Source organism: Ruminococcus sp. AM43-6 (genome assembly GCF_003461785.1).
Lineage (GTDB): Bacteria > Bacillota > Clostridia > Oscillospirales > Ruminococcaceae > Hominimerdicola > Hominimerdicola aceti.
Map to the genome: position 1 here is coordinate 214,878 of NZ_QTXU01000001.1, position 24,671 is coordinate 239,548.

Here is a 24,671-nt window from a genome sequence, read left to right on the forward strand (position 1 = left end):
TTTCGGGGATAAGTGAAAGGCTTTGACTTTTCAAAATTTACGTTAGGAGTTGGATATATGTACGAACAAATACCGCAGGAGCTTAAAGCCCTGCCAAACTGGATATGCTGGGACGCTGTGCCTGATGAAAAGAGAGGGAAGATAAAGAAAGTGCCAATAAACGCACTTACAGGCGGAGGGGCTATGTCAAATAACCCCTCTACTTGGTGCGATTTCGATACGGCTGTGAGAGCCTCAGAAAAACATTCGGGCATAGGATTTATGTTCGGTGGCTGTCCATATTTCGGTGTTGACATTGACGGCAAAGAGGAGGAGCTTGAGGCATACCAAAGGGGAGAGAACGGCAACATCATATCTGAATTTATCTCCACCCTGCAAAGCTATACTGAGATATCTCAATCAGGCAAGGGCATACATATCATATGCAGAGGAAAGCTCCCGAAGCGTGGCAGACGTAAAGGCTCAGTTGAGATGTATGAGGACGGCAGATTTTTCGTTATGACAGGCAACTCCTGCTCAGAATATGATGGCATCGCAGAGTGTTCCGACAGCATAAAGCCATTGCACGAAAAGTATATAGGCGGCGGTCACGAGCCTGTGGCAAAGGCTGTTCCTGCTGTCAGACTTGACACCGCAGACCAGATAATCAAAGCGGCGGCAGGTGCAAAAAACGGCGGAAAGTTTGTTTCCCTCTACAGCGGAAGAACCGCAGGATATACCTCGCAGAGTGAAGCTGATATGGCGTTCTGCTCAATGCTTGCCTTCTGGACAGGCTGTGACGCAGAGAAGATGGATATGATATTCCGCTCCTCAGGTCTTATGAGGGAAAAGTGGGACAGGGCGCAAAGCGGTTCGACCTACGGAGCACTCACCATTCAGAAAGCCATTGCAGATTGCGACAAGACCTATTCGCCAAAGTTCGCAGGGGGATTTTCTCTTAATTTCAAGTCACCCTCTGAGCCTGTTTCTGTGGGCGCTGTGGAGCAGGAAGAAGCAAAGCCAAGACTTTATTCATTTGACGATACAGGCAACGCAGAACGCTTTGTTGACCTTTTTGGCGAGCAGGTAAGATACTGTTATACAGATAAACGCTGGCTTTGGTATGACGGCAGAAAGTGGTGTACCGATATGACAGGTACAGTAAAACGCCTTGCTGATAAGGCTGTGGCTTGTATGGCGGCAGAGGCAAAGGTGTACGCTCAGCTTGACGCAGACGAGGGAACGGATATGGCGAAAGCCTTTGAAAAGCATATGAAGTCCTGCCGTTCTAACAAATCAAAGAACGCAATGCTAAGCGAGGTCATGCACCATGTTCCTGTTCTGCCGGCTCAGATGGACAGATTTAAAACTGTTCTCAATACCCCGGGTGGAGTTATCGACCTGCGAAGCGGCGGTATATCTCCTCACGACCCTATGACATATCTGACGAAAATGACAGCCGTTGAGTATTCAGAGAATGCCGATTGTCCTCGCTGGCTTGCCTTTCTTGATGATATTTTTAGAAAGGATAAAGACCTTATCAGATACGTTCAGAAAGCTGTGGGATATTCCCTGACTGGCTCGACCACCGAGCAATGTGCGTTCTTTCTTTATGGAACAGGACGAAACGGCAAGTCAACTTTCATTGATATCATAAGGGATATTTTCGGGGACTATGCGGCAAATATCCAGCCTGAAACTATTATGGTGCGCAGTAATCAGAGCACCGCCATAAACAGCGATATCGCAAGGCTCAAAGGTGCAAGGCTCGTGACAAGCGTTGAGCCTAACGAGGGTGTTCGTATCAACGAGGGTCTGCTCAAACAGCTTACAGGCGATGATACTGTTACGGCAAGAAAGCTTTACGGCGACGAGTTCGAGTTCAAGCCTGAGTTCAAGCTTTGGATGGCGACAAATCATAAGCCTGTCATCAGAGGAACGGATACGGGCATATGGCGAAGGATACATATGATACCCTTCACCGTGCAGATACCCGAAGAAAAGATAGACCGCAGGCTGAAATACAAGCTGTCGGCGGAGCTTACGGGCATATTCCGCTGGGCAGTCGAGGGCTGTCTGCTATGGCAGAAAGAGGGACTTAAAATGCCTCGTGCCGTCCTTGAAGAAGTGAGGGAGTACCGCCGTGAAATGGACGTTATCTCTGCATTTGTTGAGGATAAGTGTACTGTGGGCAAGGGTCTGAGCGTTAAGTCAAGTCAGCTTTTTGCGGCATATCTTAACTGGGCTGAGCAGAACAATGAATATCGTATGAGTTCAACAAAGTTCGGTATGGAGCTTGCAAAACGCTTTGAGAAAGTAAGAACAAGGGGCGGTATATACTTCAATGGACTGTCACTTGATAATGTGTAAGTAATTGTAAGTGTGTAGGGTTGTGTAGGGTTGAAGGGCTTTTCTAACCTTTCGTATTAGAAAATAAAAAGAATATATATAAAGAAAGAGTTCTTAAAAAAGGGTGCAAACCCTTCACAACCCTTCACAGAGGGGGGATAATCATTAAAATAGATTTCAAAAGAATGTCACAAGAAGAGTTCGCAAGATATGAAGACATGGCGATAGACGGCAGGCTCATCTATGACGAGTATCCTGCTGAGGAATATAAGTATTTCTCGCAGTTATCAAGACTTGGCTACAAGAACAGGCACGAGGGGTGGTCGAAAGAGATATGCGAGGACAAGCAGGCAGAATACAAGCGGGAGTATCTTCACAGCAAAGAGCGAAACGGCAGGTTCTTCAGACAAGCCTGCATAATGCAGGAGAATATCCGCAGAGGGCAGACAACGGTCTGGAAGATAAACAAGGCAAGCGACCCTGCCGAAAAGCTTGAATACGCATTGCAGGCACTGGAGCTTATACTCTGCGACGAGGGGTTTGCGAAACATAACGGCGTAAACTTACCTGAATATGCAGGCTGTGAATACTGCAATGGAGTGACAGAGTGGAGCGAAAAGCTTGGTGCAGACGGCAAGGAAATCCGTTTTGAGTTCTGTCCTGTTTGCGGAAGAATGATCGAGGAGGGATAAAGGTTGACAGCAGAAGAATATTTGAACAAGCTGGTGGATATAGACAAGCGTATATCGGCGATAAGGCGTGCCATAGAAAAATGCTATGCAAGGGCTGAGAGTACATCGCCGCAAAGCTCCGATATACCGCCCAGCTTTACAGGCGGCACGTCAAGAAAGATAGAAGACAGCGTTGTGATGATAGCGGATTATAAGACGGAGCTTGAAAAGCTTTGCAAAAGTTACGAACAGATGTCATACAATGTATTGTGTATCACGGACAGTATGCCTGACAGCAGACTTGCGGCGTTGATAATCAACAAATACATAAACGGAATGTCATGGGAACGAACAGCTGAGGCTCTTGACCGTGAGGCAAATTATACTCGCAAGGTGCTTGGTCCAAATGCGATAAAAATGTTCAAGAAATTTTATCAGACACCCGAAAAAGCCCTTGTATCACCCCTGTCAAGAGAGTATAATGATAATATGCCATAACGGCAAAAGTTTCTTTGCGGACCTCCATAAAAAAGTCCGACGGGGCGAAAGCTCCGTATGTTCCGCAAAGTCAGAGTGGGTGCAAACCCCACACGGAACACCAAGCCTGTTATACAGTCCGTAGACCGAGGACGTAAAACATCGGTGGCGTATAACTTAAAAACCTGCACACTTTGGCTGTGCGTCATCGGGTAGAATAGCCGAGGTTTCGTTTTTTGATGCCAAGTTTTTCATCTACCATAAGAGGAAAAACGGCGAATGCAGACCCAGAGGGATATACTTGAAGTCTGCACCAAGTCGGCGTGCTTCCGACAGAAAATAAAGGCACTCCTTGAATTTTACATTGCCAATGCCTGCTCGTAAGGGTGGGCGTTCGGGCAGGGTCTGAAAGCCGTATTCCCCATACTGCGGCTTTCGATTTGCAGACCGAGAGTTAGCCGCTCGAAGTCTGCTCCACCATTTTAGATACTCCTTAATTGATTTTCCGCAGGACGTCCTTTATCGGGGCGTCTTTTGCGTTGTGATTAATACATATATTACAATAGAGTAATCAATTTTGTAATTAAATATTAACTTGACAAGTTATTTGCAAGGATATATAATTAATTTGTTATCCTATATTTTGTGGGGGGTGAGTATCATTGGATGAAGAAAGAGTAAAAAAAGCAACAGGTCTTGAAAAGCTGATTGTATATGTTAGAAAACATTTTTGGTCATGGTTTATATATGCAATAACCACTTCACTTATATTGTTGGTAGCTTTTAGTTTAATTTATGATAAAAATATAGAATTATCAATTATAAATAGTTGGGTTGGAATTATACTTGGATTAGTTGCTCTTGTTGCTACTGTTTTTTCACTTGGGTTAAGTTTTTATAACTTTGATAAACAAAATGAGTTGGATACTCAAAATCAAATACTTATGAACAAAATATTGAATAATACAGCAGAAACTAAGGAGCAACTAGTCAAATATGGTCTTAGCAATAACTCTATAAAGATACAATCACAAGATGATGTTCGTAATAAAACTGATTTGGATAAGATTTCAAAGGCTTTGACATTTGAGATAAACAACAAGGGTGATGGCGATGATTAATGAGAGAATTAATATTGTACCAATTATAGCTGCAGATATTTCTGGCGATAGATATAATATTACCAATCAATTTGATGAGATAATGATAAAAAAAGGTGCTGTTGGTGAATTTTACATTGACTTTATTACGAGTGCCGTTGTAAATAAGAAATACGATATTAGATATGTTTTAGTAAGAAAAGTCAGCGAAGGCATTGAGGCTCTTCACATTGATAGTTTTATAATCCCTCCATCCAAAGAATTTCTTGAGTCACGAAAAGCTAGCCAAAAAAGAGTGTCGAATGAATGGTCTTTTGGTAAGGGACAAATTATTTTTGGTCATACAAAAGTAAGAATGGACTACAAAACAATAAACAAGAGTGGCGAATATGGAATATTAGCTTTTGCAAAAGAGTCTGAGTCAGATACAGATGATGTTGAATTAACTCCTGATAATTTGATTTGCGAACGACATTTTTTTGTTAATGTCAAAGAATAGAGATTGGCTATTTTTATGCTTGTAAAATAACTTAAAGCTCCGCTTGTCGGGGCTTTTTTCATACCCTAAAGAACAAAAAAACCGAGGTGAGGTGAATGCCGAATGAACAGAATTTAATAGTTCCAAGCTCGAGTGAAGCTCGAAAAAACGGTGCAAAAGGCGGTAAAAAATCAGGCGAAGTCCGCAGGCGTAAAAAGACTATGAAGCAGGTAATGGACTTTCTGCTTGAACAGCCTGCCAATACCAGAGCGGACTATGAGTTTCTCGTTGAGCAGGGCATTGACCTTAACAGCCTTGACCCTGACTTCATAAATAATATGCTTCTTGTGAATGCGGCTCTTATGGCAAGGGCTAAGCAAGGGGACGTTGCGGCGGTGAAAGAGCTGCGTGACATTATCCGTGATGACGATATGCTCAAACATAAGATAAAATACGATAACGCAAGGCTCAGGCTTGAAAAACAAAAGCTTGAGCCTGTTTCTATGCCCGATAAGGTGTACAGCGGTATCCCTGCGAGCCTTGTCGCTCCTGCGTTCTCGCCTGTCCTGTTCGATATTGCAGAGCAGGAACATTCCGAGTATGTTTTCCCCGGCGGACGTGGTTCGACTAAATCTTCATTCTGCGGTCTGAACGTTATCGACCTGCTGATGAAGAACGAGAATATGCACGTCTGTGTTCTGCGTGCTGTGGCGAATACTCTTAAAGACAGCGTTTATTCTCAGATACTTTGGGCAATATCTGCACTTGGTCTTGATGATGAGTTTGCCTGCACAAAGTCGCCCCTTGAGATCACACGCATTTCAACAGGGCAGAAAATATACTTTCGTGGTGCTGATGACCCGCACAAGATAAAGTCTATCAAGCCACCTTTTGGCTATATCGGCATCGTGTGGTTTGAGGAGCTTGACCAGTTCGGCGGTGAAGAAGCTGTGCGAACGATAGAACAGTCTGTTATAAGAGGTGGCGAGAGAGCATATAAGTTCAAGTCTTTCAACCCTCCAAAGTCGGCTCAGAACTGGGCGAACAAGTACATCAAAGTGCCGAGAACGGACAGACTCGTTACCGAAAGCACCTATCTAACTGTGCCGAAAAAGTGGCTTGGCAAGCCTTTTCTTGATGATGCCGAATTTCTCAAAGAAACCAATCCCACTGCCTATGAGAACGAGTATATGGGCGTTGCAAATGGTACTGGTGGCAATGTTTTCGATAACGTCCTCATAAGAGAGATAACCGACAGCGAGATAGCACAGTTCGATAACATCTATAACGGCGTTGACTGGGGCTGGTATCCCGACCTTTACGCTTTTGTCAGAGTACATTATGCCCCTGCTCAGCACACGCTGTTCATATGGCAGGAGTACACCTGTAACAAAACAAAGAATATTGATACCGCAAAACATTTGCTTGAGCTTGGTATCACAGCAAACGACCTTATCACCTGTGATAGTGCAGAGAATAAGTCTGTTGAGGATTACAGAGCATACGGCTTGCTTGCGAGAGGCGCAGAGAAAGGTCCTAACAGCAGGGAGTATTCATATAAGTGGCTGCAATCTCTGCGAAGTATTGTTATAGATAACAAGCGTTGTCCTGTGGCTTGCGAGGAGTTCATCAACTGCGAATATGACAGAGATAAAGAGGGCAACGTTATAAGCGGATATCCCGACGGCAATGACCACGTTATCGACGCCGTTCGGTATGCAATGGAAAGAGTATGGAAAAGGCGGGGTCAGTAAGCTATGGGCATTATTTCAAAAATAAGGGAGTGGATAAGCAGAATGCTTTCAAAGTCAGATATAAAGGACGTTTACGGTATTGATATCGCCGTGACGGACAGTATGATAAGAGCTATCGACAAGTGGGATAGAATGTATGCAGGTAATGCAGCACCCAAGGGAGTTCACTCTCTGCGGCTTGAACACGCTGTTGTGAGGGAGTTTGCAAACACGGCTATCAATGAAATGACCCTGAAAGTTTCCAACGATAAGCTTGATGCCATAATGAAAAACGCCCTTGAAAACCTCAATAAAAATCTGCAAAGAGGTCTTGCAACAGGAGCAATGATAATAAAGCCGCTGGGTGCTGATAAGGTGCAGTATGTTCCGCAGTCGCAGTTCATTCCTGTGGAGTATGACGTGAACGGCAGACTTATAAAGGTCATTTTCCCTGAGATAAAACGCATGGGCGATAATGATTACCGCATAAGGCTTGAATATCACGCTCTGGACTATGAAAAAGGGCTGACTATCACAAACAGGGCTTTTCGCTCCAATGACGGCGTGACTCTTGGTGCTGAGATACCTCTCACGGCTGTATCAGAGTGGGCAGAGCTTATCCCTCAGATAGCCTATCCCCTTATGCTGCGACCCTCTTTCGGTTATTATGTCAACCCTATCGACAATACAGTTGATGGTTCACATTCAGGCGTATCAGTGTTCGCAGGGGCAGAAAAAGTCATAAGAAAAGCTGATATCCAATTCGGCAGGCTCGATTGGGAGTTTGAATCAGGAGAGCGTGCAATAGACGTTGACGAGGCTGTGCTAAGACCTGTGACAGACCCGTTCACAGGTAAGAAGCGTGCAGAAATGCCTAAGCTCAATGAACGGCTTTTCAGAGGGGTAAATGTGTCGGCTGGCACGAGCGGTGACTTTTATCACGAGTTCTCACCGCAGTTAAGACAGGCTGATTTTATTGCAGGACTTGAAGAATACAAGCGTGAGATAGAGTTTGCTGTGGGGCTGTCCTATGGGGATATCTCAAACCCTCAGACAGTTGACAAGACGGCAACGGAGATAAAGTCCTCAAAGCAGAGAAAGTTCGATACTGTCACGGCGATACAGAATAACCTTCGTGTCTGCCTTGAAGACCTGTGCTATTCGCTGGCGTTCTATAATAGGCTTACTCAAAGCGGTTATGAGCTGTCTGTGAACTTTGAGGACAGTATCCTTGCTGATGATGAAACAAAGCGTGCAAGCGACCGTCAGGACGTTTCTATGGGCATTATGCCACTGTGGGAATACCGAATGAAATGGTATGGCGAGGACGAGGAAACGGCTAAGAAAATGACCTCCGACAGCACCGCAGAGGTGATAGAATAATGCTCAAAGCAAGCGAGATAGAGCGAGTTTCAATGGCTCTTGACAACCCCCTGCGTGACCTTGAAATGCAGATAATGGAGGACATCGTCCGCAGGATAAAGATAAACGGCGAGATAACACGTTCGGCGGATTGGCAGATATACAGGCTTCACGAGCTTGGAATGAGCAAGCGTGAGATAAAGAAAGCCATAGCCGATAACCTTGACCTCTCCAAAGCTGAGATAAAAGAGCTGTACAATGATATCCTGCAAAAAGGCTATGAATGGGACGATAGCATATACAAGACCAAAGGCAAGGCACGGATACCTCTTGAAGAAAATGAGGGCTTGCAAAGGATGCTGTCGGCTGTATCGGAGCAGACTTCGGGGGAGCTTAAAAACATATCTCAGTCACTCGGATTTGCAGTAAAACAGCCTGACGGCAAGCTTAAATTCACGCAGGCGGCTGACTTCTATCAACAGAGCCTTGACAACGCCATAATGGGCATAGCAAGCGGAGCGTTCGATTATAACACGGTCATAAAGAAAGTCATTTCGGATATGACGAACTCAGGTCTGCGTACTGTGGACTATGCCACAGGCTGGAGCAACAGGGCAGACGTAGCCGCAAGGCGTTCGGTGATGACAGGGCTTTCACAACTAACCGCAAAAATGAATGAGGACAACGCCAAAGAGCTTGGCACAGACTATTTTGAAGTCACTTGGCACAGCGGGGCAAGACCTTCTCATCAAGAATGGCAGGGCAAGGTCTACAGCAAAAAAGAGCTTGAAACTATCTGCGGTCTTGGTACTGTGACAGGTCTGTGCGGAGCGAATTGCTATCACGATTATTACCCCTTTATCCCCGGCATATCTGAGCGTTCCTACACAGACGAGGAACTTGCACAGATGAACGCAGAGGAGAACAAGCCTGTTAAATACGGTGATAAAGAGTACACAAAGTATGAGGCTTTACAGCGACAAAGAAAGCTTGAAACTGCAATGAGAGCCCAGCGGCAGAAAATACATCTTCTTGAAGAGGCAGGTGCTGATGAGGAAGATATCATCAACGCACGCTGCCGATATCGTGGCACTTCCCAGGAGTATACAAGGTTTTCAAAGGCAATGGGTCTGCCTCAGCAGAGAGAGCGTGTGAACGCCGACGGACTGGGGAATATGGGGGTGGGAAAAACCAAGATAGACTTGACGCAAAAAGATTATAGTGATATAATTGATATGAAAGGTAAGATGTCGGATATAGACGTGCGAAAGTGGTACAGACACCATAACAAAAATATCCCTCAGCTTATCGACAAAAGCAAATCTATTGAAGAACAGGCAAGGCAAGCTTGTGAACTGCGTAACAAGTATCGCTTTCAGGCAAGAGAGTTAATGAAAGATCAAAAAGCTCGTAAAACCCTTGACCAGACCGACCCTATCATTTCTTTTGAAGACTTGGTGTCAGATAAAATGGCACGAAAAAACATGAGCAGAGAAGAAGCTGTAGCAGACACTTTGAAGACCGCTGTAAAAACACGAAGATCAGTAGATAAAAGGTATGGATTGGATGATAAGCAATGAAAAAATATGAATACAATATTTGCACGGCTGCGGACAAAGAAATTTTTGATAAGCAATGTGCAGCATTGGAAAAGCATATCCCAGGCATTGAACGGTCCGATATGCTGACAGATGTTGACGGCTCACAAACGCAGATATACACATTAAATGGAAAGAAGATAATCGTACACAACAGTTATTATATTGACGCTGTGTACATTGATTCAGAAGTTGAACTTACAGAGTATTTCAAATGATAATTTTACCGCTTGACTAATGTCGGGCGGTATTTTTATACCCAAATATCGGAACTAAGCACCTTAACGGGTGCTTTTTTCATACCATTTCGTCCTTGATATGACGTTAAACTGTCAGACTTTCACACCGCAGACAGAGCGGTATATAAGCTATGTAGAAAGGACAAACATATGAAAAACATTTTTGAGATCCTTGCCGCTCTGGGTATCGTTATCCCTGAGGACAAGAAACAGGACATCACAAAACAGGTGGCAGAGAATTATAAGACTGTGGCTGAGTTTGAAAAGGTGAAAAGCCGCCTTGAGGTGGAGCGTGATAACTATAAGGACAGCCTTGATACCGCACAGAACTCTCTCAAAGAATTTGAGGGCGTGGACGTCAAGGAGCTAAACGGCAAAGTCGCACAGCTCACTGCTGACCTTGCTAAGAAAGATACCGAGTATCAGGCGAAGATATCTGATATGGAGTTTGACGCTACCCTTGATAACGCTATCTCGGCAAGCAAGGCAAGAAACGTCAAGGCTCTTAAAGCTTTGCTTGATGTGGAAACTCTCAAAGCTTCCAAAAATCAGGCTGAGGATATCAAGACGGCTATCGAGAACGTGAAGAAAGATAACGATTATCTTTTTGAAAGCTCCGAGCCTATCAAGAACCCGGTTGCTCCCACAGGGACGCCTGCCGCAGGTGAAGTAAGCAAGGAAACCTTTGCAAAAATGGGGTATATGCAGAGGCTGGAACTTAAACGAACAGACCCCGAAAAATACGAACAGTTGAAAGGATAGGATATTATGAAAATGACAAATGGCATTAGAATTTCTATGCAGTATTTCGCAGAGCAGACAAAGATCACCGACCTTATCGATCCTGAGGTAATGAGTGATATGATCGACGCAAAGATAGAGTCTAAGATAACTGTATCTCCCTTTGCGAAGATAGACAGAACGCTCGTTGGCGTGCCTGGCGACACTATCACAGTGCCGCAGTATAAGTATATCGGCGACGCAGTTGATGTTGCAGAGGGCGTTGAAGCCGAAACTGTCAAGCTTGAAACAGACTCCACTCAGGCTAAGGTGAAGAAAGCCATGAAAGCGGTGGAGATAACTGATGAAGCGGTTCTCAGCGGCTATGGCAACCCTGTAGGTCAGGCGACTTCACAGCTTGCAATGTCTATCGCTTCTAAGGTGGACGCAGACAGCATGGACGCACTCATGAAAGCCCAGCTCATCTATGACGGCTCGGCTTCTGTTATCTCTTACAGCGGCATTGTTGACGCTGTTGACAAGTTCAATGAGGAGCTGAACACCGAAAAGGCTATGTTTATTAACCCTCATCAGAACTCACAGCTTAGAAAGGATCCGAACTTCATTTCAGCAGATAAGTATGACGGCAATGTGGTAATGACAGGCGAGATAGGCAAAATAGCGAACTGCCGTATCGTTCCGTCAAAGAAAGTTTCACTTAACGAGGCTATCCCGGAACAGTATGTGAGAGTTGACAGCGATGCAGAGGGTGCAAAGGAAGTCGTTGCGGACAGCACAGCTTCACCGACTGCATCACAGATAAAGCTCGGCTCAGTAACGCCTTGTGCAGATGGCTACACTCCAAAGGTGGGTGACTATGTTGTAAAGAACGCCGCTGTTAAGGCTGGCACTTTCTACATATGTCCTATCATCAAGCTCAACGCTGATACTGAAACAGATGACGAAACATCAGCTCTGACTATCTACCTCAAGCGTGACACCAACGTTGAACCAGAGAGAAGAAGCACAAAGCGCTGCACAGTTATATCTGCTGACAAGCATTACACTGTGGCTATCTCAGATCAGTCAAAGGTAGTGCTTGCAAGATTCAAGAAGTAAAGAGGTGCGGCAGTATGAAAGCATATGCAAGCGAGAGCTATTATATAGGCGTTTATCTTTGCGGCAGAGAGCCTGACATATCTGCCGCTTTTAACTTCTATGCAATGCAAGCCACAAGTCTTATGAAGCAATATACCCTTGACAACGTTGACGAGAACGATATCCCCGAAGAAGTGAAAATGTGCTGCTGTGAACTTGCCGAGAATATTTTCAAGGCAGAGCAGGAGGGCGGCACTCAGGGGGTATCTTCCGAAAGCGTTGGGGGCTGGTCAAAGTCATATGAAAGCTCAGATATCCGCAGGCAGAACGCTGACAGAGCCGTTCACGATATCGTGTACAAATGGCTCAGCGGAACAGGGCTGCTTTACAGAGGGGTGAGGTAAATGCTTGCGAACAGCGATTGCACGGTGTATCTTTTTGATAAACAGACAGAGGGATTTGTGCGGAAGTATGCAGAGAAAGTTTACTGGTGTGAGAATAAGTCGGGAAGCATCGTGAAAAGCGGTATGCAGACCTCAGACAGCACAAGGGTGTATTTCTATGACGATAATGTGCCGAAAACCCCTGCAAAGGATATGCTTGTGAGAGGAAAATGCGAGTTTGAGTTCGATAATCAAACGCCGCAGAGCATATCTGAGAGCATGAAAATGTTCCGTGCAAAGTATGACTTTGTTACGGTAATGAGCATTGATGATTATATGTTCGGCGGTCTGCCACATATGGAGGTGAGCGTGAAATGAAGATAGGTCAGCCTATGGACAGCAGGGCTATCACTTGGGATAAATCCTTTGCAGGCAAGTATTCAGAACGTTTTGATAAGGCTCAAAAGTTCATTGACGCCGAGTGCATAAGGCATATGGTGAAGTATACACCTACCCTCAGCACTAATCTGAGAAAGTCTGCCACGAGAGGCACAAAAATAGGCAGCGGCAAGATACAGTATCTTGCACCTTACGCACGCTATCAGTATTACGGCAAGCTTATGGTATCCTCTGTTACAGGCTCGTCTTACGCCCGGCATGGAGAAAAGAAAGTGCTGACGGACAAAGACCTTGTTTACAGCACTTTTAAAGAGCCACTTGCAGGCAAGCTTTGGTTTGAGCGAATGAAAGCCGACAAGAAAAAGCAGATACTCAGAGGAGCGGCGGCGATAATGGGAGGCAAAGTGAAATGAACATAATCAAGCTTGTGAAAGATATTTTGCAGCAGTTTCCGAAAATATCGGAGGTCTGCAACGATATCCATATCGACTTTACCGACGATACGCCAACAAATTACGGCTTGTCCTCGACAGGCGACAGCCTTATAAGTTCTGATATTTTGGGCGGTCAGACAAGACATCATAACTTCATTCTCTATGCTGTGTATCAGTCTATGAACGACTTTGACAGAATGTCAAACAGCGGCGTACTGCTTGAATTGCAGATGTGGCTTGAAAGCTATGCAGACAAGCACCGAGATACCACGTTCACTACCACGACAGAGGACGAGGAAAGGACAGGCGTTCTTGAAAAGCTCACCTGTGCAAACGGAATGATATACGCAATACCAAATGAAAACACAAACGATACTGTGCAGTATCAGTTACAGATAGCGGCACAGTATCAGATATAAAAGGAGGAAAACATATGCCTGATTATTCATACAAGAGCGGAAAGCTCAACAGAAGTCATCTTCTGCATTATCTTGACACTACATTCGCAGCGGTCGCCTCATCACCAAGCTGGTATCTTCTCGGCAAGGACGTTGAGGACGCAAGTGTGGCACTCAACCCTGACACTTCCACAAAGAAGAATATCCTTGATGAAACCACAGTTGAGGACAACGGCTATGAGCCTGAGTTCGACCTTGACACATTCTATGCAAAGCCCGGTGACGCACTTTACGAAAAGCTCAAGGATATCATGATGAATCGTCTTACGGGCGACGCCTGCAAGACAAGCGTGCTTGAAGTCATCGTTGACAAGACCACAGGTGCGTATGACGCATGGACGGAAGATGTCATAGTCAAGCCGCAGTCTTATGGCGGACCGCAGGGTGGCGTAAATATCCCGTTCAACTGCACCTTTGCAGGAAACAGAGTGAAAGGCTCTGTCACCTTTGCGGCAGGCGTGCCAACGTTTGCAAAGGCTACGGAAGAATAAACTATATGACAAACATATGAAAGCACTTCGTCAAGAGCGGAGTGCTTTTTGTTTGCCATAATACAGAAAGGATGATAAAAATGTCAATGCAGTCAATAGATTTTAACAGCGGCAATTACAAAGAGTACGCTATAAACGGCGACGAGAACAGAGTTATAAGGATAAACGTGTCAGACGTTGGTATCATCACTAGGATACAGGACGCTATGAGCAAGGCTGACAATATCGCAGAAGAAGTGTCAGAACGTGAGAAGAACGAGGACAGAACTCAGCTCCTCAAAGAGTATGACCAGCGTGCAAGAGAAATGGTCAATGACATATTTGGAAGCGATGTGTGTACGGCGGCGCTCGGAAGCGTGAACGTGTTCTCTATGGCTTCAAACGGCAAGCCTGTGCTTGTGAACTTCCTTGAAGCACTTCTTGCGGTGGTGGTGCAGGAGATAAAGTCAGCACAGACGGCAACTCAGATAAAGCTCGAAGAAAAGGCGGAGAAGTACATAGCTCCCGTTGTTGCTCAGCCTGCGGTCAACGTGGCGGAGCTTTCTGACGAGGACAAAAAGGCTCTGCTCAGGGAGCTGCTGAAATGATAGGCAGTTTGCCAACAGCCCTTGAAATAGACGGCAGAGAATATGCCATACGCTCAGATTTTCGGGTAATCCTGCGGATCTATTCAGCCTTTGCAGACCCTGAACTTGACGAGCGTGAAAAGTGCTATGTGTGCCTTAAATGCCTTTACGCTGAGGATATCCCACGAGAGCATTTGCAGGAAGCTGTCAACAAGGCTTATTGGTTTGTAGGCGGCGGAGATGTTCCGCAGGAAAGCGTTCAGCCTGCAAAGACTATTGATTGGGAGCAGGACGAGAGCATTATTTTTCCTGCGGTGAACAAGGCGGCAGGTTTTGAAACGAGGACGGTAAAATATCTTCATTGGTGGACTTTTCTTGGCTATTTCAACGAGATAGGCGAGGGGCTTTTTTCGTCTGTTATAGGCATACGGCAAAAGCTTAACAAGGGCAAAAAGCTTGAAAAATACGAGCAGGAGTTTTACAGAAACCACCGCAATATGATAGACCTTAAACGAAAGCTCTCAGCAGAAGAGCAGAGGGCTGAAAACGAGGACAAAGAGTTTCTGAAACAACTGACGGGAGGTGAATGACAATGGCTGACGGGTGCTTGAATTTTGACACCAACATAAACAGCGAGGGCTTTGAAAAGGGCTTGAAAAGCCTTTCCGATATGGTGGGGGATATCAAGCCAAAGCTTAAAAGCCTTGCAATGGCTGTGACGGCAGCATTCTCCGTCAAGAAGCTTGTGGACTTCGGCAGGCAATCCATAGAAACAGCCTCAGACCTTGCGGAAGTGCAAAATGTTGTTGATACGGCTTTCGGAGAGTCCAAGCAGAAAATGGAGGACTTCGCTGACACGGCTGTTAAGACCTATGGCATTTCAAAGCTTACTGCCAAACAAACAGGTTCAAACTTCATGGCAATGGCGGCAGGAATGGGGCTTGCCAATGACAGTGCAAGCGATATGGCTGTGGCTCTTACAGGGCTGTCGGCGGATATGGCTTCGTTTTATAACGTTGGTCAGGACGTGGCAAGCACGGCTCTGAAATCAATTTTTACAGGCGAAACTGAGACCCTCAAACAGTTCGGTATCGTTATGACGGACGCCAACTTGCAGGCGTACGCGCTTTCAAAGGGTATAACGAAGTCAACTGCCGATATGTCGCAGGCTGAAAAAGTCCAGCTGAGATACAACTACGTTATGTCACAGACGGCTCTTGCGCAGGGCGACTTTGCAAAGACGTCTGACAGCTGGGCAAACCAAACTAGAATACTCTCTGAGCAATGGAAAGAGTTCGGAGCAACTATCGGCACTGTGCTGATGAACGTTCTTCTGCCTGCTGTCAAGGCGATAAACAGTCTGCTTTCACAGCTCATATCTTTGGCACAGGGTGCGGCGCAGGCGCTCTCAGAGGCGTTCGGTTTTGAACTAAGCAACAGTGCAGACGAGGCTCAAAGCATAGTGAAAAGCACCTCTCAGGCGGCGGATAATTACAGCGATATAGCCGACAATGCACAACAGACTCAAGAGGCACAGGAAGGATCTCTTGCAAGCTTTGACCAAATGAACAAGCTGAATGATGAGAGCAAGTCAGACAGCACTGGGATCAGCGGAGCTGGGGAGATAATGCAGCCTTCCGGGACTAGCGTTGAGGTGGATACGGGAAAGGCAGAAAGTGATGTATCTGCTTTGACGGACAGTCTTAAAAAGAAATTTGAAACTATGTTTGAGCCATTGCAAAAAGCTTGGGATAAATGCGGCAATGAGCTTGTTAAATCAATGAAGTCCAAATGGACAGAGATAGGCGGTTTGTTATCTGATGTCGGAAAATCATTTGCCGAGGTGTGGTCTAATGGAACAGGTCAGCGAATAAGCGAGGACTTGTTGGAAATATGGACAAACATAAATAATACGATAGGAAGTATTGCTAAAAATCTGCGTGCAGCCTGGAATGAAAATAACATTGGCACAAGCATAGTTCAAAACATAGCCAATGCCTACGAGGCTATGTTCAGGCACACCAACGATATAAGCAAAAAGATATCAGAATGGGCTGATGAGGTGGATTTTACACCTATTCTTACGGGCTTTAATGAATTAACAAAAGCCATTGCTCCAATCAATGATGATATAGGAAGTGGTCTGTCATGGCTCTTTGATAATGTTTTGCTCCCTATGGCGAGCTGGACCATTGAGGACGCTATACCTACATTTTTAACTACTCTAGCTGATGTTTTAGAGGGGTTAAGAAACGTTTGGGAGACGGCAGCTCCCGTGCTTAAAGAAAAGCTATGGGACGAATTTTTGCAGCCAATAGCAAAATGGTCGGCAGGTGCTTCGCTTACCATTCTCAAGGGTTTAGGCAAGGCTTTCAGAACTATATGTGAAAGCGTAGATGAAAAGAGTATCGAGGTTCTTGTTGACTTAGCAAAGGCGATGACCGCTATTTATCTTGCGGCTAAAGGAAAAGATCTGATAGAAAAATGGGGCAAATCATTATCTGGGCTTGGTACTGTTTTTCAAGACAAGCTGAAAGCTTTGGATAAACCTATAACAGCTTCGGCGGCAGAGGGAGGCACTACATTCGCAACAAAATTTATGTCAGTTGTCGGTGCAGCTGTCGCAGGATGGGAAATAGGAACAATGATCCGTGACGCCATAGGTCAAGAAAATCTTGATGATTTTTTCTTTCCTATCTTTGACGCTGTTGTTTCGGTTTGGAACTCAATAACAAACTTCTTCACAGAAACAATACCGTCGTTTTGTGAAAGTATAAAAGAAACTTTTCTCGGCTATGCCACATTTTTCTCTGACATATGGCAGGGGATAAAAGATATATTCAGCTCTGTCACTGAATGGTTTACTAATATCTTTGAAAGTGCGTGGAATGGCATAGTTTCAGTATGGTCAGGTACAGTAAACTGGTTTTCAGATGTGTGGCAGGGCATAAGAGCTGTATTTTCGTCAGTCGGGTCGTGGTTTGGAAATATTTTTTCGTCAGCTTATGACGGAATTAGGAAAGCATTTGCTACTACGGCAGAGTTTTTCAGAAATTTATGGGTAGCCATAAAAGCACCATTCAAAAAGGTTGCTGATTGGTTTAAGGATATATTCTCTAAAGCTTGGCAGGCTGTCAAAGATGTATTTAGCACAGGTGGAAAAATATTTGACGGAATAAAAGAGGGAATAGCAGGAGTTTTCACAACAGTAGTTAATGGTCTTATAGGGGGAATCAATAAGGTCATTGCTGCTCCGTTGGAATTTCTGAATGGCATTTTAAATGACATTCGTGATATTGAGATTGCTGGTTTTACGCCTTTTGATGAGATGTGGGGATATGACCCTATAACTATCCCCGAAATACCCAAACTTGCCCAAGGTGCAGTAATACCGCCGAACTCTGAATTCCTTGCAGTTCTGGGCGATCAGAAGCGTGGCACGAATATCGAGGCACCGCTGGATACTATCACACAGGCTGTTTTGCAGGCTCTTGTGTCTTACGGCGGAGCAGGCGGAAACCAGAAGATAAGCGTTACCATACCGCTTACGCTCAATGGCAGGACTATCACACAGATAGTTATTGATGATATCAACGACTATATCAAGCGCAACGGCAGGTCACCAATAAGGGCATAGGAGGTGCAGAAAATGAAAAGCAGAGGACTTATATTCGGTAGCGAAAGGGTCGCCACACCTGCGGAAGTCAGTTTTACAAATAACAAGATATGGTCGAACAATGCAGGGCGAACGGCTAACTGCAGAATGGTGGGCGATATAAGAGCCATAAAGAAAACTGTCACGCTGAAATGGTATCATCTCACAGGCGAGGAGACGGCAAAGCTCAATGAGTATATCTCCAACGTTGACAGTCCGTTTTTCAGTATCACGCTCCTTGATGAAACATTTCAGGAAAGCACCTTTGACGTTTACGCAGGCGACCCAACTTATGAAGTTTTCGGCTGGGACGAGAACAAGCAGTTCTGCAAAGGCGTTGCGGTGGACTTGATAATGCAGTAAAGGAGGCAGTCGAATTGTACCAAACAAGTGAGCTTGTGGCACAGCGTATTGAGAGTTATTGCCGTACTTGGCGGCTGTGGATAGAGAATGCAGAGGGCGTTATATCAGGTGACAGCATTATGTCAGCTGACAGCTCCATGCAGGCAACATCACTTTCAGACGACATCGAGCTGGGCGCAGTATGTTCGCAGTCTTGGACGTTACAGATAAACGATGCTGAAACACGTTTTCTCGGCAGCGAGTATGACCTTTCCTTGTACCTTGCGGACTTTACCAGCGAAACCACCTACTCCACCCTAGAAGCCTACACCTACGCTGAACTCTCAAAGCTGACAGTGGAGCAGGTGAGCAAGCTTGGAGAGGTGCTTGACGGCGAAAGAATCCCCCTGGGGCGGTTCACCTGCGTGAAGTCGAAAAAGTCGGGCGGAAATACTGAGGTTACTTTTGCAGATAGGTTGTATTTTTCTGACAAGGTCTACAAGCCCACTGTCACCCTGCCTGCATGGAGCAAAGCTATCGAGGACGATATTTGCAAGCAGTTGGGACTTCAAAACGGCAACGACTACACCATCCCTGCAAAGCTCCGTGTAAAGGGCGGTGCAAGGCTCTACGGCAAGGGTCATATCAGATTAAAGACCGCAAACTTCGACTTCAAAATATCGAGCATACCAAAAGACACCACAATGCGGCAGATGCTCAGTTACATAGCTTCGGCACAAGGCGAGTTCGGTTTTGTTGACCGATACGGCAGATACGTCCGCAAATGGTACGGCTCGAGCGTGAAGATACTGGACAACAACACTATCGACCTGCCAACACTGGGAGAACGTCCGAATATCCTCGCAGGCATTGTCTGCAAGGTCAGCGACAGCGAAACTTTGCGGCTGGGCAATACCACAGGCTCGGCAGGGCGTGTGCTGGAGTTTGAAAATCCATATATGACAATGTCGCTGCTGCGGTCATTGTGGCATAGGATAGGCGGCTTTTCGTGGTATACAACGGAGCTTTTTCACCGCCTTGGCGACCCACGATTTGACGTTGGTGACGTGATAACATACGTCAGCGAAAGCGGCGAAAGCTATGATATACCAATAACTAACATAGGATTCAATTTTGACGGCGGACTTTCAGCCGATATTTCTGCGGTGGGTCTGTCGGTGGAAGAACAGCTTTAGGAGGCGAGATAATGAACGAAAATGAGATAACAACTGTGGCTGATACGCAGGCGGAGAATACTGCCGATACAGCAGACACAGATCAGACAACGCCCACCACTGAGGAGCTTATCCAGCAGCTTACGGCGAGGGTGGCAGCACTTGAAGAAATAGTCGGCGAGGACGAATACGAGCTGAGATACTCAGGAGAGCAGACGGACGAGCTTTTAGACGGCGGTACAGCGGTGTTTCGTGCAAAGACAGCGGCACAGATAGTAAGCCTTGTGAACAGGCTCTACCCACTGTATATGCGGTGGGGGTCTTTCACGGTGAATATGAAGGTCAACGCCGACAACGGTTCCCAGTGGTCATACAATACACGCACAGGAATGATACCCTCGGGGGTCACGAACCCTGCGGTGTTTATGGTGTGCGACTGGAACAAAAAGCACTTCAAGTCGCAGAGCTTTCAATACAAAGTCGCAAGCAACGGCAGGGACATCGACTGGGAGGCATACCTTGAACACAACTCTGACCAGGGCGGCACATACGCTTTCAAGGTATACTATCTCATAGTCGGCAAAAATGCGGAAGGGGGAAGTATAGTTGGCTAGTTTCACGGAAAATCTCGGACTTAAAAAGCCCGACAGGTCGGACAGGTTCAGCATCGAGGACTTCAACGGCAATATGGATATTATCGACACTATACCCGATATGGTGAGCGGACAGAGCCTTGTGGGAGTGTCAGTGGGAGAAGCATACGGAAACATAGGTATAACAGGCATAGCGGAGGCGGTCGAAGATGAAAATATATGAGGGAACAGACGGACTAAGAGGATTAGTCAAGAAGCTTATCGAGGTCTATGACTTTAAGAAAGTTGTGTTCGAGGGCGATAATGCGAGTATTGATACACAAAATGCCACCTTTCAGCTTTGGGTAACAGATGAGCTGTTTTTAAGAGGGCAATTTTCTGATACAAATAGTAACTTTGGCTGGTGTGACTTGAGGACACAAGCATTAACTTGTCCTTGTGTAAGTACTGCACCTCGTACTGGAGATCCTAGACGTTGGGTCATTTACAAACAAAATGACCTAGTTGCTATGGGTATAGACAGTAATACCACTAGTAGACCTGGTATAAATATAATAATTGGTGAAGTAACTAACTATGAAACAGGAGAAACCGAAATAGGAATGGCCACAAGTTGTGCTGATAATAATATTCGCTTATATACAGTATTCACTGATGGGGCTACTATTAAATCTACTCCTTATAGATATTTTTGTCAGCAGAAATCGGTGACTTCACTTGCTCCTGTAGTTTCTACTGATTTAAACAAAGGTTTTACAAATGTGTATCATATACTTTCTCATATACAGGGTATATCAGATAGCTATAATAACAGTGACTATGCTGTACCTACGCAAACTATACTGCTCAATAATAAGAAATATCTGTTAAGCAGATTTGCATTTGAGATAAAGGAGTAAGATATGACAAACATAAAAACAGCGGTCTTAGCCGCTATCGGAACTATCGGGGGCGGTATTGCCGCTCTTTTTGGAGGGTGGACAAGCGCCATGACTACGCTTATCATTTTTATGGTGATAGACTATGCAACAGGCATAATAGTGGCAGGCGTATTCCACCGCTCAGGCAAGTCTAAAAGCGGAGCACTTGAAAGCAGGGCGGGCTTCAAAGGGCTGTGCCGCAAGGGTATGATACTGCTCATACTGCTTGTGGCGTGTCGGCTCGACCTTATGCTCGGCACAGGGTACATAAAAGACTGCGTGTGCATAGCGTTCGTTGTGAACGAAACGCTGTCCATAATCGAAAATGCAGGGCTTATGGGCGTACCGATACCGCAGGTACTCATAAAGGCAATAGATGTTTTAAAGGCTAAGGAGGAGAAATAATATGGGAAAAACATTTAAGGGCATTGACGTTTCACAGTTCCAGGGGAACATTGACTTTGGCAAAGTCAAAAAAAGCGGAGTTGAGTTTGTTATCATTCGTGCAGGCTTCGGCTGGTATGCACATCAGAAAGACCCATTTTTTGAGCAGAACTACAAGCGTGCAAAGGCGGCAGGGCTAAAGGTCGGTGTATACTGGTACTCTTATGCAATGTCAGAGGCAGACGCCAAGGAAGAGGCAGAAACTTGTCTGAGCATTATCAAGGGCAAGCAGTTTGAGTACCCGATATACTTCGACCTTGAGGAGTCGAGTCAGTTCAGAAAAGGCAGAGCATTTTGCGACAGTCTTGTCAAGACATTCTGCAACGCACTTGAACACGCAGGGTATTGGGCAGGACTGTATATCAGCCGTTCGCCTTTACAGCAGTACATATCTGCCTACGTCGCTAAGAGATATGCTCTTTGGGTCGCTGAGTACGGTTCACGCTGCAACTTTAGCGGCACTTATGGTATGTGGCAGTACAGTTCTACTGGTAGAGTCAGCGGTATCAGCGGCAATGTTGATATGGATATCTGCTATGTGGACTATCCTGCGAAGATCAAGGCGGCAGGGCTGAACGGCTTTAGAAAGCAGGCTGTCAGCCCGACTAGCAAGCCGTCTGCAAGCTCCACCAAGAAGACAGTGACTTATACTGTGAAGCGTGGCAATACGCTCTCTACTATCGCACAGCGTTACAAGACCACTGTGGCGAAGCTTGTCAAGGACAATGGTATCAAGAACGCTAACCTCATTTATGTGGGGCAGAAGATAAAAATCAAATAGGTAGTAAAACAGCCGACAGGGATTATTCCTTGTCGGCTGTCTTTGTGTTTAACCACTTGCAAATATAGACATATAGTGTTATAATATGATAAAAAATGCAGGCGGTGTTAATATGGAAGAAGATATTATTAAGGAAAATTTAGACATAGACGAACGAAAGAAAAATGGTGTAAAGTATATGCAGAGCGCAAATACTTTATTTAATTTTATGCCAAAAATTGAATACTTATATAAAAAACTTAAAGAAAAAAGAATTGTTCCAAGATATGTTTCTGAGGATGCTCAGTATTTGAAGGTTCCTAATTTGCAATCTTTTGAGACGCCAATGATTTGTTTTTGCGACATAAATCTTCATAAAATTTCGCCTCACGCTAGAGGCTACGGAAAGTTTAATGGTTATGGGTGCTTTGCAATAGCATTTTCTAAAGAATTTTGCTTAAGACAATCTGTACAGCCTGTACACTATATAAACGAGAATTCCGATTTCTTCAATTCATTTTCTAATGCATTAAATACAGCACTTGACTACATTAAGCAACAAGATACAGATTTGGAAATCATTTTGGACCAGTTTGTAAAAAACATTATGTATATGAAGCCCTTGGCAGGAACCCAAAATGCAGAAATAAAAAATTTTCACGACGAACAAGAGTGGCGTTTTGTACCAGATCTTAGTCAAAGTGATATGCCATCATTCTTGATTAATAAAGGAATTTTGTCTTGTAAAGAAACTCTTTATAAATATAATAAGGCTATTGAAAAATTAGCAGAAGCAGAAACTGGCAACGGCACCAAAGATACACATAATATATGTTTTAAATTTGAATATTCAGATATTAAGTATTTGATAATTGATAGAGAAAAAAATCGTACTGAATTCATAAAATGGATTATGCAATTAAAAAATGATGAAAATTGTTCTGATGAAGATTGTATAGATCTCGTTTCAAAAATCAGAGTGCTTGATACGATAGAGGAGGATGCTTAATATGCTTATAAAACAACTCAAGGATAGTATAGAAAAAGGAACGGCGGAGAGCGTAATTCCGAAAGAATTATTAGAGGTTTTCAACGATGAGTTGCCCAAGGGAATAGGGTATAGGGCTATCGATTCAGAACACTTAGCTATTGATTTTTGTAAGACAGAGAATACTATAACAATTTTTCAAAATGAGAACCGTGCTTTCTTTGACAAATATAATAAATATTTCAAGAACGGAGAAGATATTTTAAAAATTGCCCGTATGACCCAAACCCCGCTTAATGTTCAAAACACTAAAACAGTATACAAAGATAAAGAAATAGATTTAAAATATATATTTAGAAATATCTGTAACGATAATATTGTAAAACCAATAGGAGTTCTCGAACCTAAAAGTTTGCCTGAAATATGCTTGAAGTTGTCGGACAGTCAAGATGAAAGCATTTCTGCTGACGTTCATTTGCAAATGCAACGTTGTGATAACGTTGAACGTTGCACTTATTCTAATTCTGATAAGAATGAGGTAATGTGCGTTAATATGGAAATAGATACAGAATATGCAAATGTTGAGTTGTACAATATTTCCCTTCATATATACATTGGCATTAAGAAAGCAAAAAGTGTCAAAGAGGTAGTTAACGCTTATAAGCTGTATGAAGCTCTAATAAATAATCGCCTTCTTATCAATGGTAAACCTTTTATTTACACAAACGGTGTTGATGAAGATAAGTTTAAAGGTGTTCAATTAGGGCTAGATTTATACAAAAAATTAGAAATTTTAGAAGAAGCGTTAAGTGTTCAGTTTATTCCTTCAATCGAGACGGAAGTGGAAGAATTATATTATGTAAATTGGCTATATTCTTCTCTTGTTGAAAAGAAACCATTTATTGAAAAAGCTGCAATAAATAATATAGTGGCTACCAAGTCTGATAATAGAGACCTCATTAAAGAGGAAAGTAAAGGACAACTATTCGCCTTCTGTCTTAATGGAAAATTGGAACTAACAATATTCGGTCAGGATATAACAGTATATTACATTAGAATTCATGATAAACTAAAGATAAAAGGATTTGAGCCAATGGATAATGAAGAAGTAAAAATACTGTTTGATGATGACGAAAACAAAAATCAAGCTGTGTATATGTTATATAGAACCGAACAAGAGCTAGATGATGTCGTAAGTGACGATAATTTTATTGGAGAAATCATGTCTTTGGATAAAAATGATTATACAACTTTTTAAA

Annotated in this window: 28 protein-coding genes; all 28 read left to right on the plus strand. The window is 44.2% G+C overall.

Annotated features, from left to right (window positions below):
* Positions 1-57 precede the first annotated feature (57 nt).
* Complete coding sequence (locus DW938_RS01020) at positions 58-2,349, plus strand: phage/plasmid primase, P4 family (protein ID WP_118123625.1); 2,292 nt, start codon at positions 58-60, stop codon at positions 2,347-2,349.
* Positions 2,350-2,513: 164 nt separating this feature from the next.
* Positions 2,514-3,020 carry a hypothetical protein gene (locus tag DW938_RS01025; protein ID WP_118123626.1) on the plus strand — a complete coding sequence of 169 codons (507 nt, stop codon included), beginning with the start codon at positions 2,514-2,516 and terminating at the stop codon, positions 3,018-3,020.
* A 3-nt stretch (positions 3,021-3,023) separates the two neighbouring features.
* Complete coding sequence (locus tag DW938_RS01030) at positions 3,024-3,497, plus strand: hypothetical protein (RefSeq protein WP_118123627.1); 474 nt, start codon at positions 3,024-3,026, stop codon at positions 3,495-3,497.
* Between the two features lie 641 nt (positions 3,498-4,138).
* Positions 4,139-4,597, plus strand: a complete 459-nt coding sequence (locus DW938_RS01035; protein ID WP_118123628.1) for a hypothetical protein — start codon at positions 4,139-4,141, stop codon at positions 4,595-4,597.
* The gene (locus DW938_RS01040; protein WP_118123629.1) at positions 4,590-5,075 is read left to right on the plus strand and encodes a hypothetical protein; all 486 of its coding nucleotides are present in this window, start codon (positions 4,590-4,592) and stop codon (positions 5,073-5,075) included. Before DW938_RS01035 ends, DW938_RS01040 begins: the two co-directional genes overlap by 8 nt.
* A gap of 95 nt (positions 5,076-5,170) precedes the next feature.
* Positions 5,171-6,808, plus strand: coding sequence for a PBSX family phage terminase large subunit (locus tag DW938_RS01045; protein WP_118123630.1), 1,638 nt, complete (start codon positions 5,171-5,173; stop codon positions 6,806-6,808).
* A gap of 3 nt (positions 6,809-6,811) precedes the next feature.
* On the plus strand, positions 6,812-8,170 hold the full coding sequence (locus DW938_RS01050; protein WP_242992323.1) for a phage capsid protein: 1,359 nt from the start codon (positions 6,812-6,814) through the stop codon (positions 8,168-8,170).
* Positions 8,170-9,729 carry a phage minor capsid protein gene (locus tag DW938_RS01055; RefSeq protein WP_118123631.1) on the plus strand — a complete coding sequence of 520 codons (1,560 nt, stop codon included), beginning with the start codon at positions 8,170-8,172 and terminating at the stop codon, positions 9,727-9,729. The genes DW938_RS01050 and DW938_RS01055 overlap by 1 nt, the downstream gene beginning before the upstream one ends.
* Complete coding sequence (locus DW938_RS01060) at positions 9,726-9,965, plus strand: hypothetical protein (RefSeq protein WP_118123632.1); 240 nt, start codon at positions 9,726-9,728, stop codon at positions 9,963-9,965. Before DW938_RS01055 ends, DW938_RS01060 begins: the two co-directional genes overlap by 4 nt.
* 171 nt (positions 9,966-10,136) lie before the next feature.
* Complete coding sequence (locus DW938_RS01065; RefSeq protein WP_022288094.1) at positions 10,137-10,748, plus strand: phage scaffolding protein; 612 nt, start codon at positions 10,137-10,139, stop codon at positions 10,746-10,748.
* A 6-nt stretch (positions 10,749-10,754) separates the two neighbouring features.
* Positions 10,755-11,825 carry a N4-gp56 family major capsid protein gene (locus tag DW938_RS15060; protein WP_242992324.1) on the plus strand — a complete coding sequence of 357 codons (1,071 nt, stop codon included), beginning with the start codon at positions 10,755-10,757 and terminating at the stop codon, positions 11,823-11,825.
* Positions 11,826-11,839: 14 nt separating this feature from the next.
* Positions 11,840-12,208: a hypothetical protein gene (locus tag DW938_RS01075; protein ID WP_118123633.1), complete on the plus strand. Its 369-nt coding sequence runs from the start codon at positions 11,840-11,842 to the stop codon at positions 12,206-12,208.
* Positions 12,209-12,565 carry a DUF6751 family protein gene (locus DW938_RS01080; protein WP_118123634.1) on the plus strand — a complete coding sequence of 119 codons (357 nt, stop codon included), beginning with the start codon at positions 12,209-12,211 and terminating at the stop codon, positions 12,563-12,565.
* Positions 12,562-12,999 carry a minor capsid protein gene (locus DW938_RS01085; protein WP_118123635.1) on the plus strand — a complete coding sequence of 146 codons (438 nt, stop codon included), beginning with the start codon at positions 12,562-12,564 and terminating at the stop codon, positions 12,997-12,999. Before DW938_RS01080 ends, DW938_RS01085 begins: the two co-directional genes overlap by 4 nt.
* A complete protein-coding gene (locus tag DW938_RS01090; protein ID WP_118123636.1) occupies positions 12,996-13,439 on the plus strand; it encodes a hypothetical protein in 444 nt (147 codons plus the stop codon). Before DW938_RS01085 ends, DW938_RS01090 begins: the two co-directional genes overlap by 4 nt.
* 14 nt (positions 13,440-13,453) lie before the next feature.
* Positions 13,454-13,969, plus strand: a complete 516-nt coding sequence (locus tag DW938_RS01095) for a hypothetical protein (RefSeq protein WP_118123637.1) — start codon at positions 13,454-13,456, stop codon at positions 13,967-13,969.
* 80 nt (positions 13,970-14,049) lie between these two features.
* Positions 14,050-14,556, plus strand: coding sequence for a hypothetical protein (locus DW938_RS01100; protein ID WP_118123638.1), 507 nt, complete (start codon positions 14,050-14,052; stop codon positions 14,554-14,556).
* Complete coding sequence (locus DW938_RS01105) at positions 14,553-15,125, plus strand: Gp15 family bacteriophage protein (protein ID WP_118123639.1); 573 nt, start codon at positions 14,553-14,555, stop codon at positions 15,123-15,125. Before DW938_RS01100 ends, DW938_RS01105 begins: the two co-directional genes overlap by 4 nt.
* A gap of 2 nt (positions 15,126-15,127) precedes the next feature.
* Entirely contained in the window at positions 15,128-18,172 is a 3,045-nt protein-coding gene (locus tag DW938_RS01110; RefSeq protein WP_118123640.1) for a hypothetical protein, read from the plus strand.
* Positions 18,173-18,184: 12 nt separating this feature from the next.
* On the plus strand, positions 18,185-18,553 hold the full coding sequence (locus DW938_RS01115) for a hypothetical protein (RefSeq protein ID WP_117927078.1): 369 nt from the start codon (positions 18,185-18,187) through the stop codon (positions 18,551-18,553).
* Positions 18,554-18,567: 14 nt separating this feature from the next.
* The gene (locus DW938_RS01120) at positions 18,568-19,728 is read left to right on the plus strand and encodes a hypothetical protein (RefSeq protein WP_118123641.1); all 1,161 of its coding nucleotides are present in this window, start codon (positions 18,568-18,570) and stop codon (positions 19,726-19,728) included.
* Positions 19,729-19,739: 11 nt separating this feature from the next.
* On the plus strand, positions 19,740-20,321 hold the full coding sequence (locus DW938_RS01125) for a hypothetical protein (protein WP_118123642.1): 582 nt from the start codon (positions 19,740-19,742) through the stop codon (positions 20,319-20,321).
* A complete protein-coding gene (locus tag DW938_RS01130; RefSeq protein WP_118123643.1) occupies positions 20,314-20,523 on the plus strand; it encodes a hypothetical protein in 210 nt (69 codons plus the stop codon). The genes DW938_RS01125 and DW938_RS01130 overlap by 8 nt, the downstream gene beginning before the upstream one ends.
* Positions 20,510-21,199 (plus strand): hypothetical protein, encoded by a 690-nt coding sequence (locus DW938_RS01135; protein WP_118123644.1) that lies wholly within the window; start codon positions 20,510-20,512, stop codon positions 21,197-21,199. The genes DW938_RS01130 and DW938_RS01135 overlap by 14 nt, the downstream gene beginning before the upstream one ends.
* Positions 21,200-21,202: 3 nt before the next feature.
* Entirely contained in the window at positions 21,203-21,625 is a 423-nt protein-coding gene (locus DW938_RS01140) for a phage holin family protein (protein ID WP_118123645.1), read from the plus strand.
* A 1-nt stretch (position 21,626) separates the two neighbouring features.
* Complete coding sequence (locus DW938_RS01145) at positions 21,627-22,445, plus strand: GH25 family lysozyme (protein WP_118123646.1); 819 nt, start codon at positions 21,627-21,629, stop codon at positions 22,443-22,445.
* A gap of 112 nt (positions 22,446-22,557) precedes the next feature.
* Positions 22,558-23,433 (plus strand): abortive infection system antitoxin AbiGi family protein, encoded by an 876-nt coding sequence (locus DW938_RS01150; protein ID WP_181984337.1) that lies wholly within the window; start codon positions 22,558-22,560, stop codon positions 23,431-23,433.
* A gap of 1 nt (position 23,434) precedes the next feature.
* Entirely contained in the window at positions 23,435-24,670 is a 1,236-nt protein-coding gene (locus tag DW938_RS01155; RefSeq protein WP_181984338.1) for an abortive infection system toxin AbiGii family protein, read from the plus strand.
* Position 24,671: the final 1 nt, after the last annotated feature.

Bases quoted from the DNA above. Each gene is read 5' to 3' on its own strand.
- DW938_RS01020 (WP_118123625.1), top strand. From the start codon at position 58: ATGTACGAACAAATACCGCAGGAGCTTAAAGCCCTGCCAAACTGGATA.
- DW938_RS01025 (WP_118123626.1), top strand. From the start codon at position 2,514: ATGTCACAAGAAGAGTTCGCAAGATATGAAGACATGGCGATAGACGGC.
- DW938_RS01040 (WP_118123629.1), top strand. From the start codon at position 4,590: ATGATTAATGAGAGAATTAATATTGTACCAATTATAGCTGCAGATATT.
- DW938_RS01045 (WP_118123630.1), top strand. From the start codon at position 5,171: ATGCCGAATGAACAGAATTTAATAGTTCCAAGCTCGAGTGAAGCTCGA.
- DW938_RS01050 (WP_242992323.1), top strand. From the start codon at position 6,812: ATGGGCATTATTTCAAAAATAAGGGAGTGGATAAGCAGAATGCTTTCA.
- DW938_RS01055 (WP_118123631.1), top strand. From the start codon at position 8,170: ATGCTCAAAGCAAGCGAGATAGAGCGAGTTTCAATGGCTCTTGACAAC.
- DW938_RS01060 (WP_118123632.1), top strand. From the start codon at position 9,726: ATGAAAAAATATGAATACAATATTTGCACGGCTGCGGACAAAGAAATT.
- DW938_RS01065 (WP_022288094.1), top strand. From the start codon at position 10,137: ATGAAAAACATTTTTGAGATCCTTGCCGCTCTGGGTATCGTTATCCCT.
- DW938_RS15060 (WP_242992324.1), top strand. From the start codon at position 10,755: ATGAAAATGACAAATGGCATTAGAATTTCTATGCAGTATTTCGCAGAG.
- DW938_RS01075 (WP_118123633.1), top strand. From the start codon at position 11,840: ATGAAAGCATATGCAAGCGAGAGCTATTATATAGGCGTTTATCTTTGC.
- DW938_RS01080 (WP_118123634.1), top strand. From the start codon at position 12,209: ATGCTTGCGAACAGCGATTGCACGGTGTATCTTTTTGATAAACAGACA.
- DW938_RS01085 (WP_118123635.1), top strand. From the start codon at position 12,562: ATGAAGATAGGTCAGCCTATGGACAGCAGGGCTATCACTTGGGATAAA.
- DW938_RS01090 (WP_118123636.1), top strand. From the start codon at position 12,996: ATGAACATAATCAAGCTTGTGAAAGATATTTTGCAGCAGTTTCCGAAA.
- DW938_RS01095 (WP_118123637.1), top strand. From the start codon at position 13,454: ATGCCTGATTATTCATACAAGAGCGGAAAGCTCAACAGAAGTCATCTT.
- DW938_RS01100 (WP_118123638.1), top strand. From the start codon at position 14,050: ATGTCAATGCAGTCAATAGATTTTAACAGCGGCAATTACAAAGAGTAC.
- DW938_RS01105 (WP_118123639.1), top strand. From the start codon at position 14,553: ATGATAGGCAGTTTGCCAACAGCCCTTGAAATAGACGGCAGAGAATAT.
- DW938_RS01110 (WP_118123640.1), top strand. From the start codon at position 15,128: ATGGCTGACGGGTGCTTGAATTTTGACACCAACATAAACAGCGAGGGC.
- DW938_RS01115 (WP_117927078.1), top strand. From the start codon at position 18,185: ATGAAAAGCAGAGGACTTATATTCGGTAGCGAAAGGGTCGCCACACCT.
- DW938_RS01125 (WP_118123642.1), top strand. From the start codon at position 19,740: ATGAACGAAAATGAGATAACAACTGTGGCTGATACGCAGGCGGAGAAT.
- DW938_RS01135 (WP_118123644.1), top strand. From the start codon at position 20,510: ATGAAAATATATGAGGGAACAGACGGACTAAGAGGATTAGTCAAGAAG.
- DW938_RS01140 (WP_118123645.1), top strand. From the start codon at position 21,203: ATGACAAACATAAAAACAGCGGTCTTAGCCGCTATCGGAACTATCGGG.
- DW938_RS01145 (WP_118123646.1), top strand. From the start codon at position 21,627: ATGGGAAAAACATTTAAGGGCATTGACGTTTCACAGTTCCAGGGGAAC.
- DW938_RS01150 (WP_181984337.1), top strand. From the start codon at position 22,558: ATGGAAGAAGATATTATTAAGGAAAATTTAGACATAGACGAACGAAAG.
- DW938_RS01155 (WP_181984338.1), top strand. From the start codon at position 23,435: ATGCTTATAAAACAACTCAAGGATAGTATAGAAAAAGGAACGGCGGAG.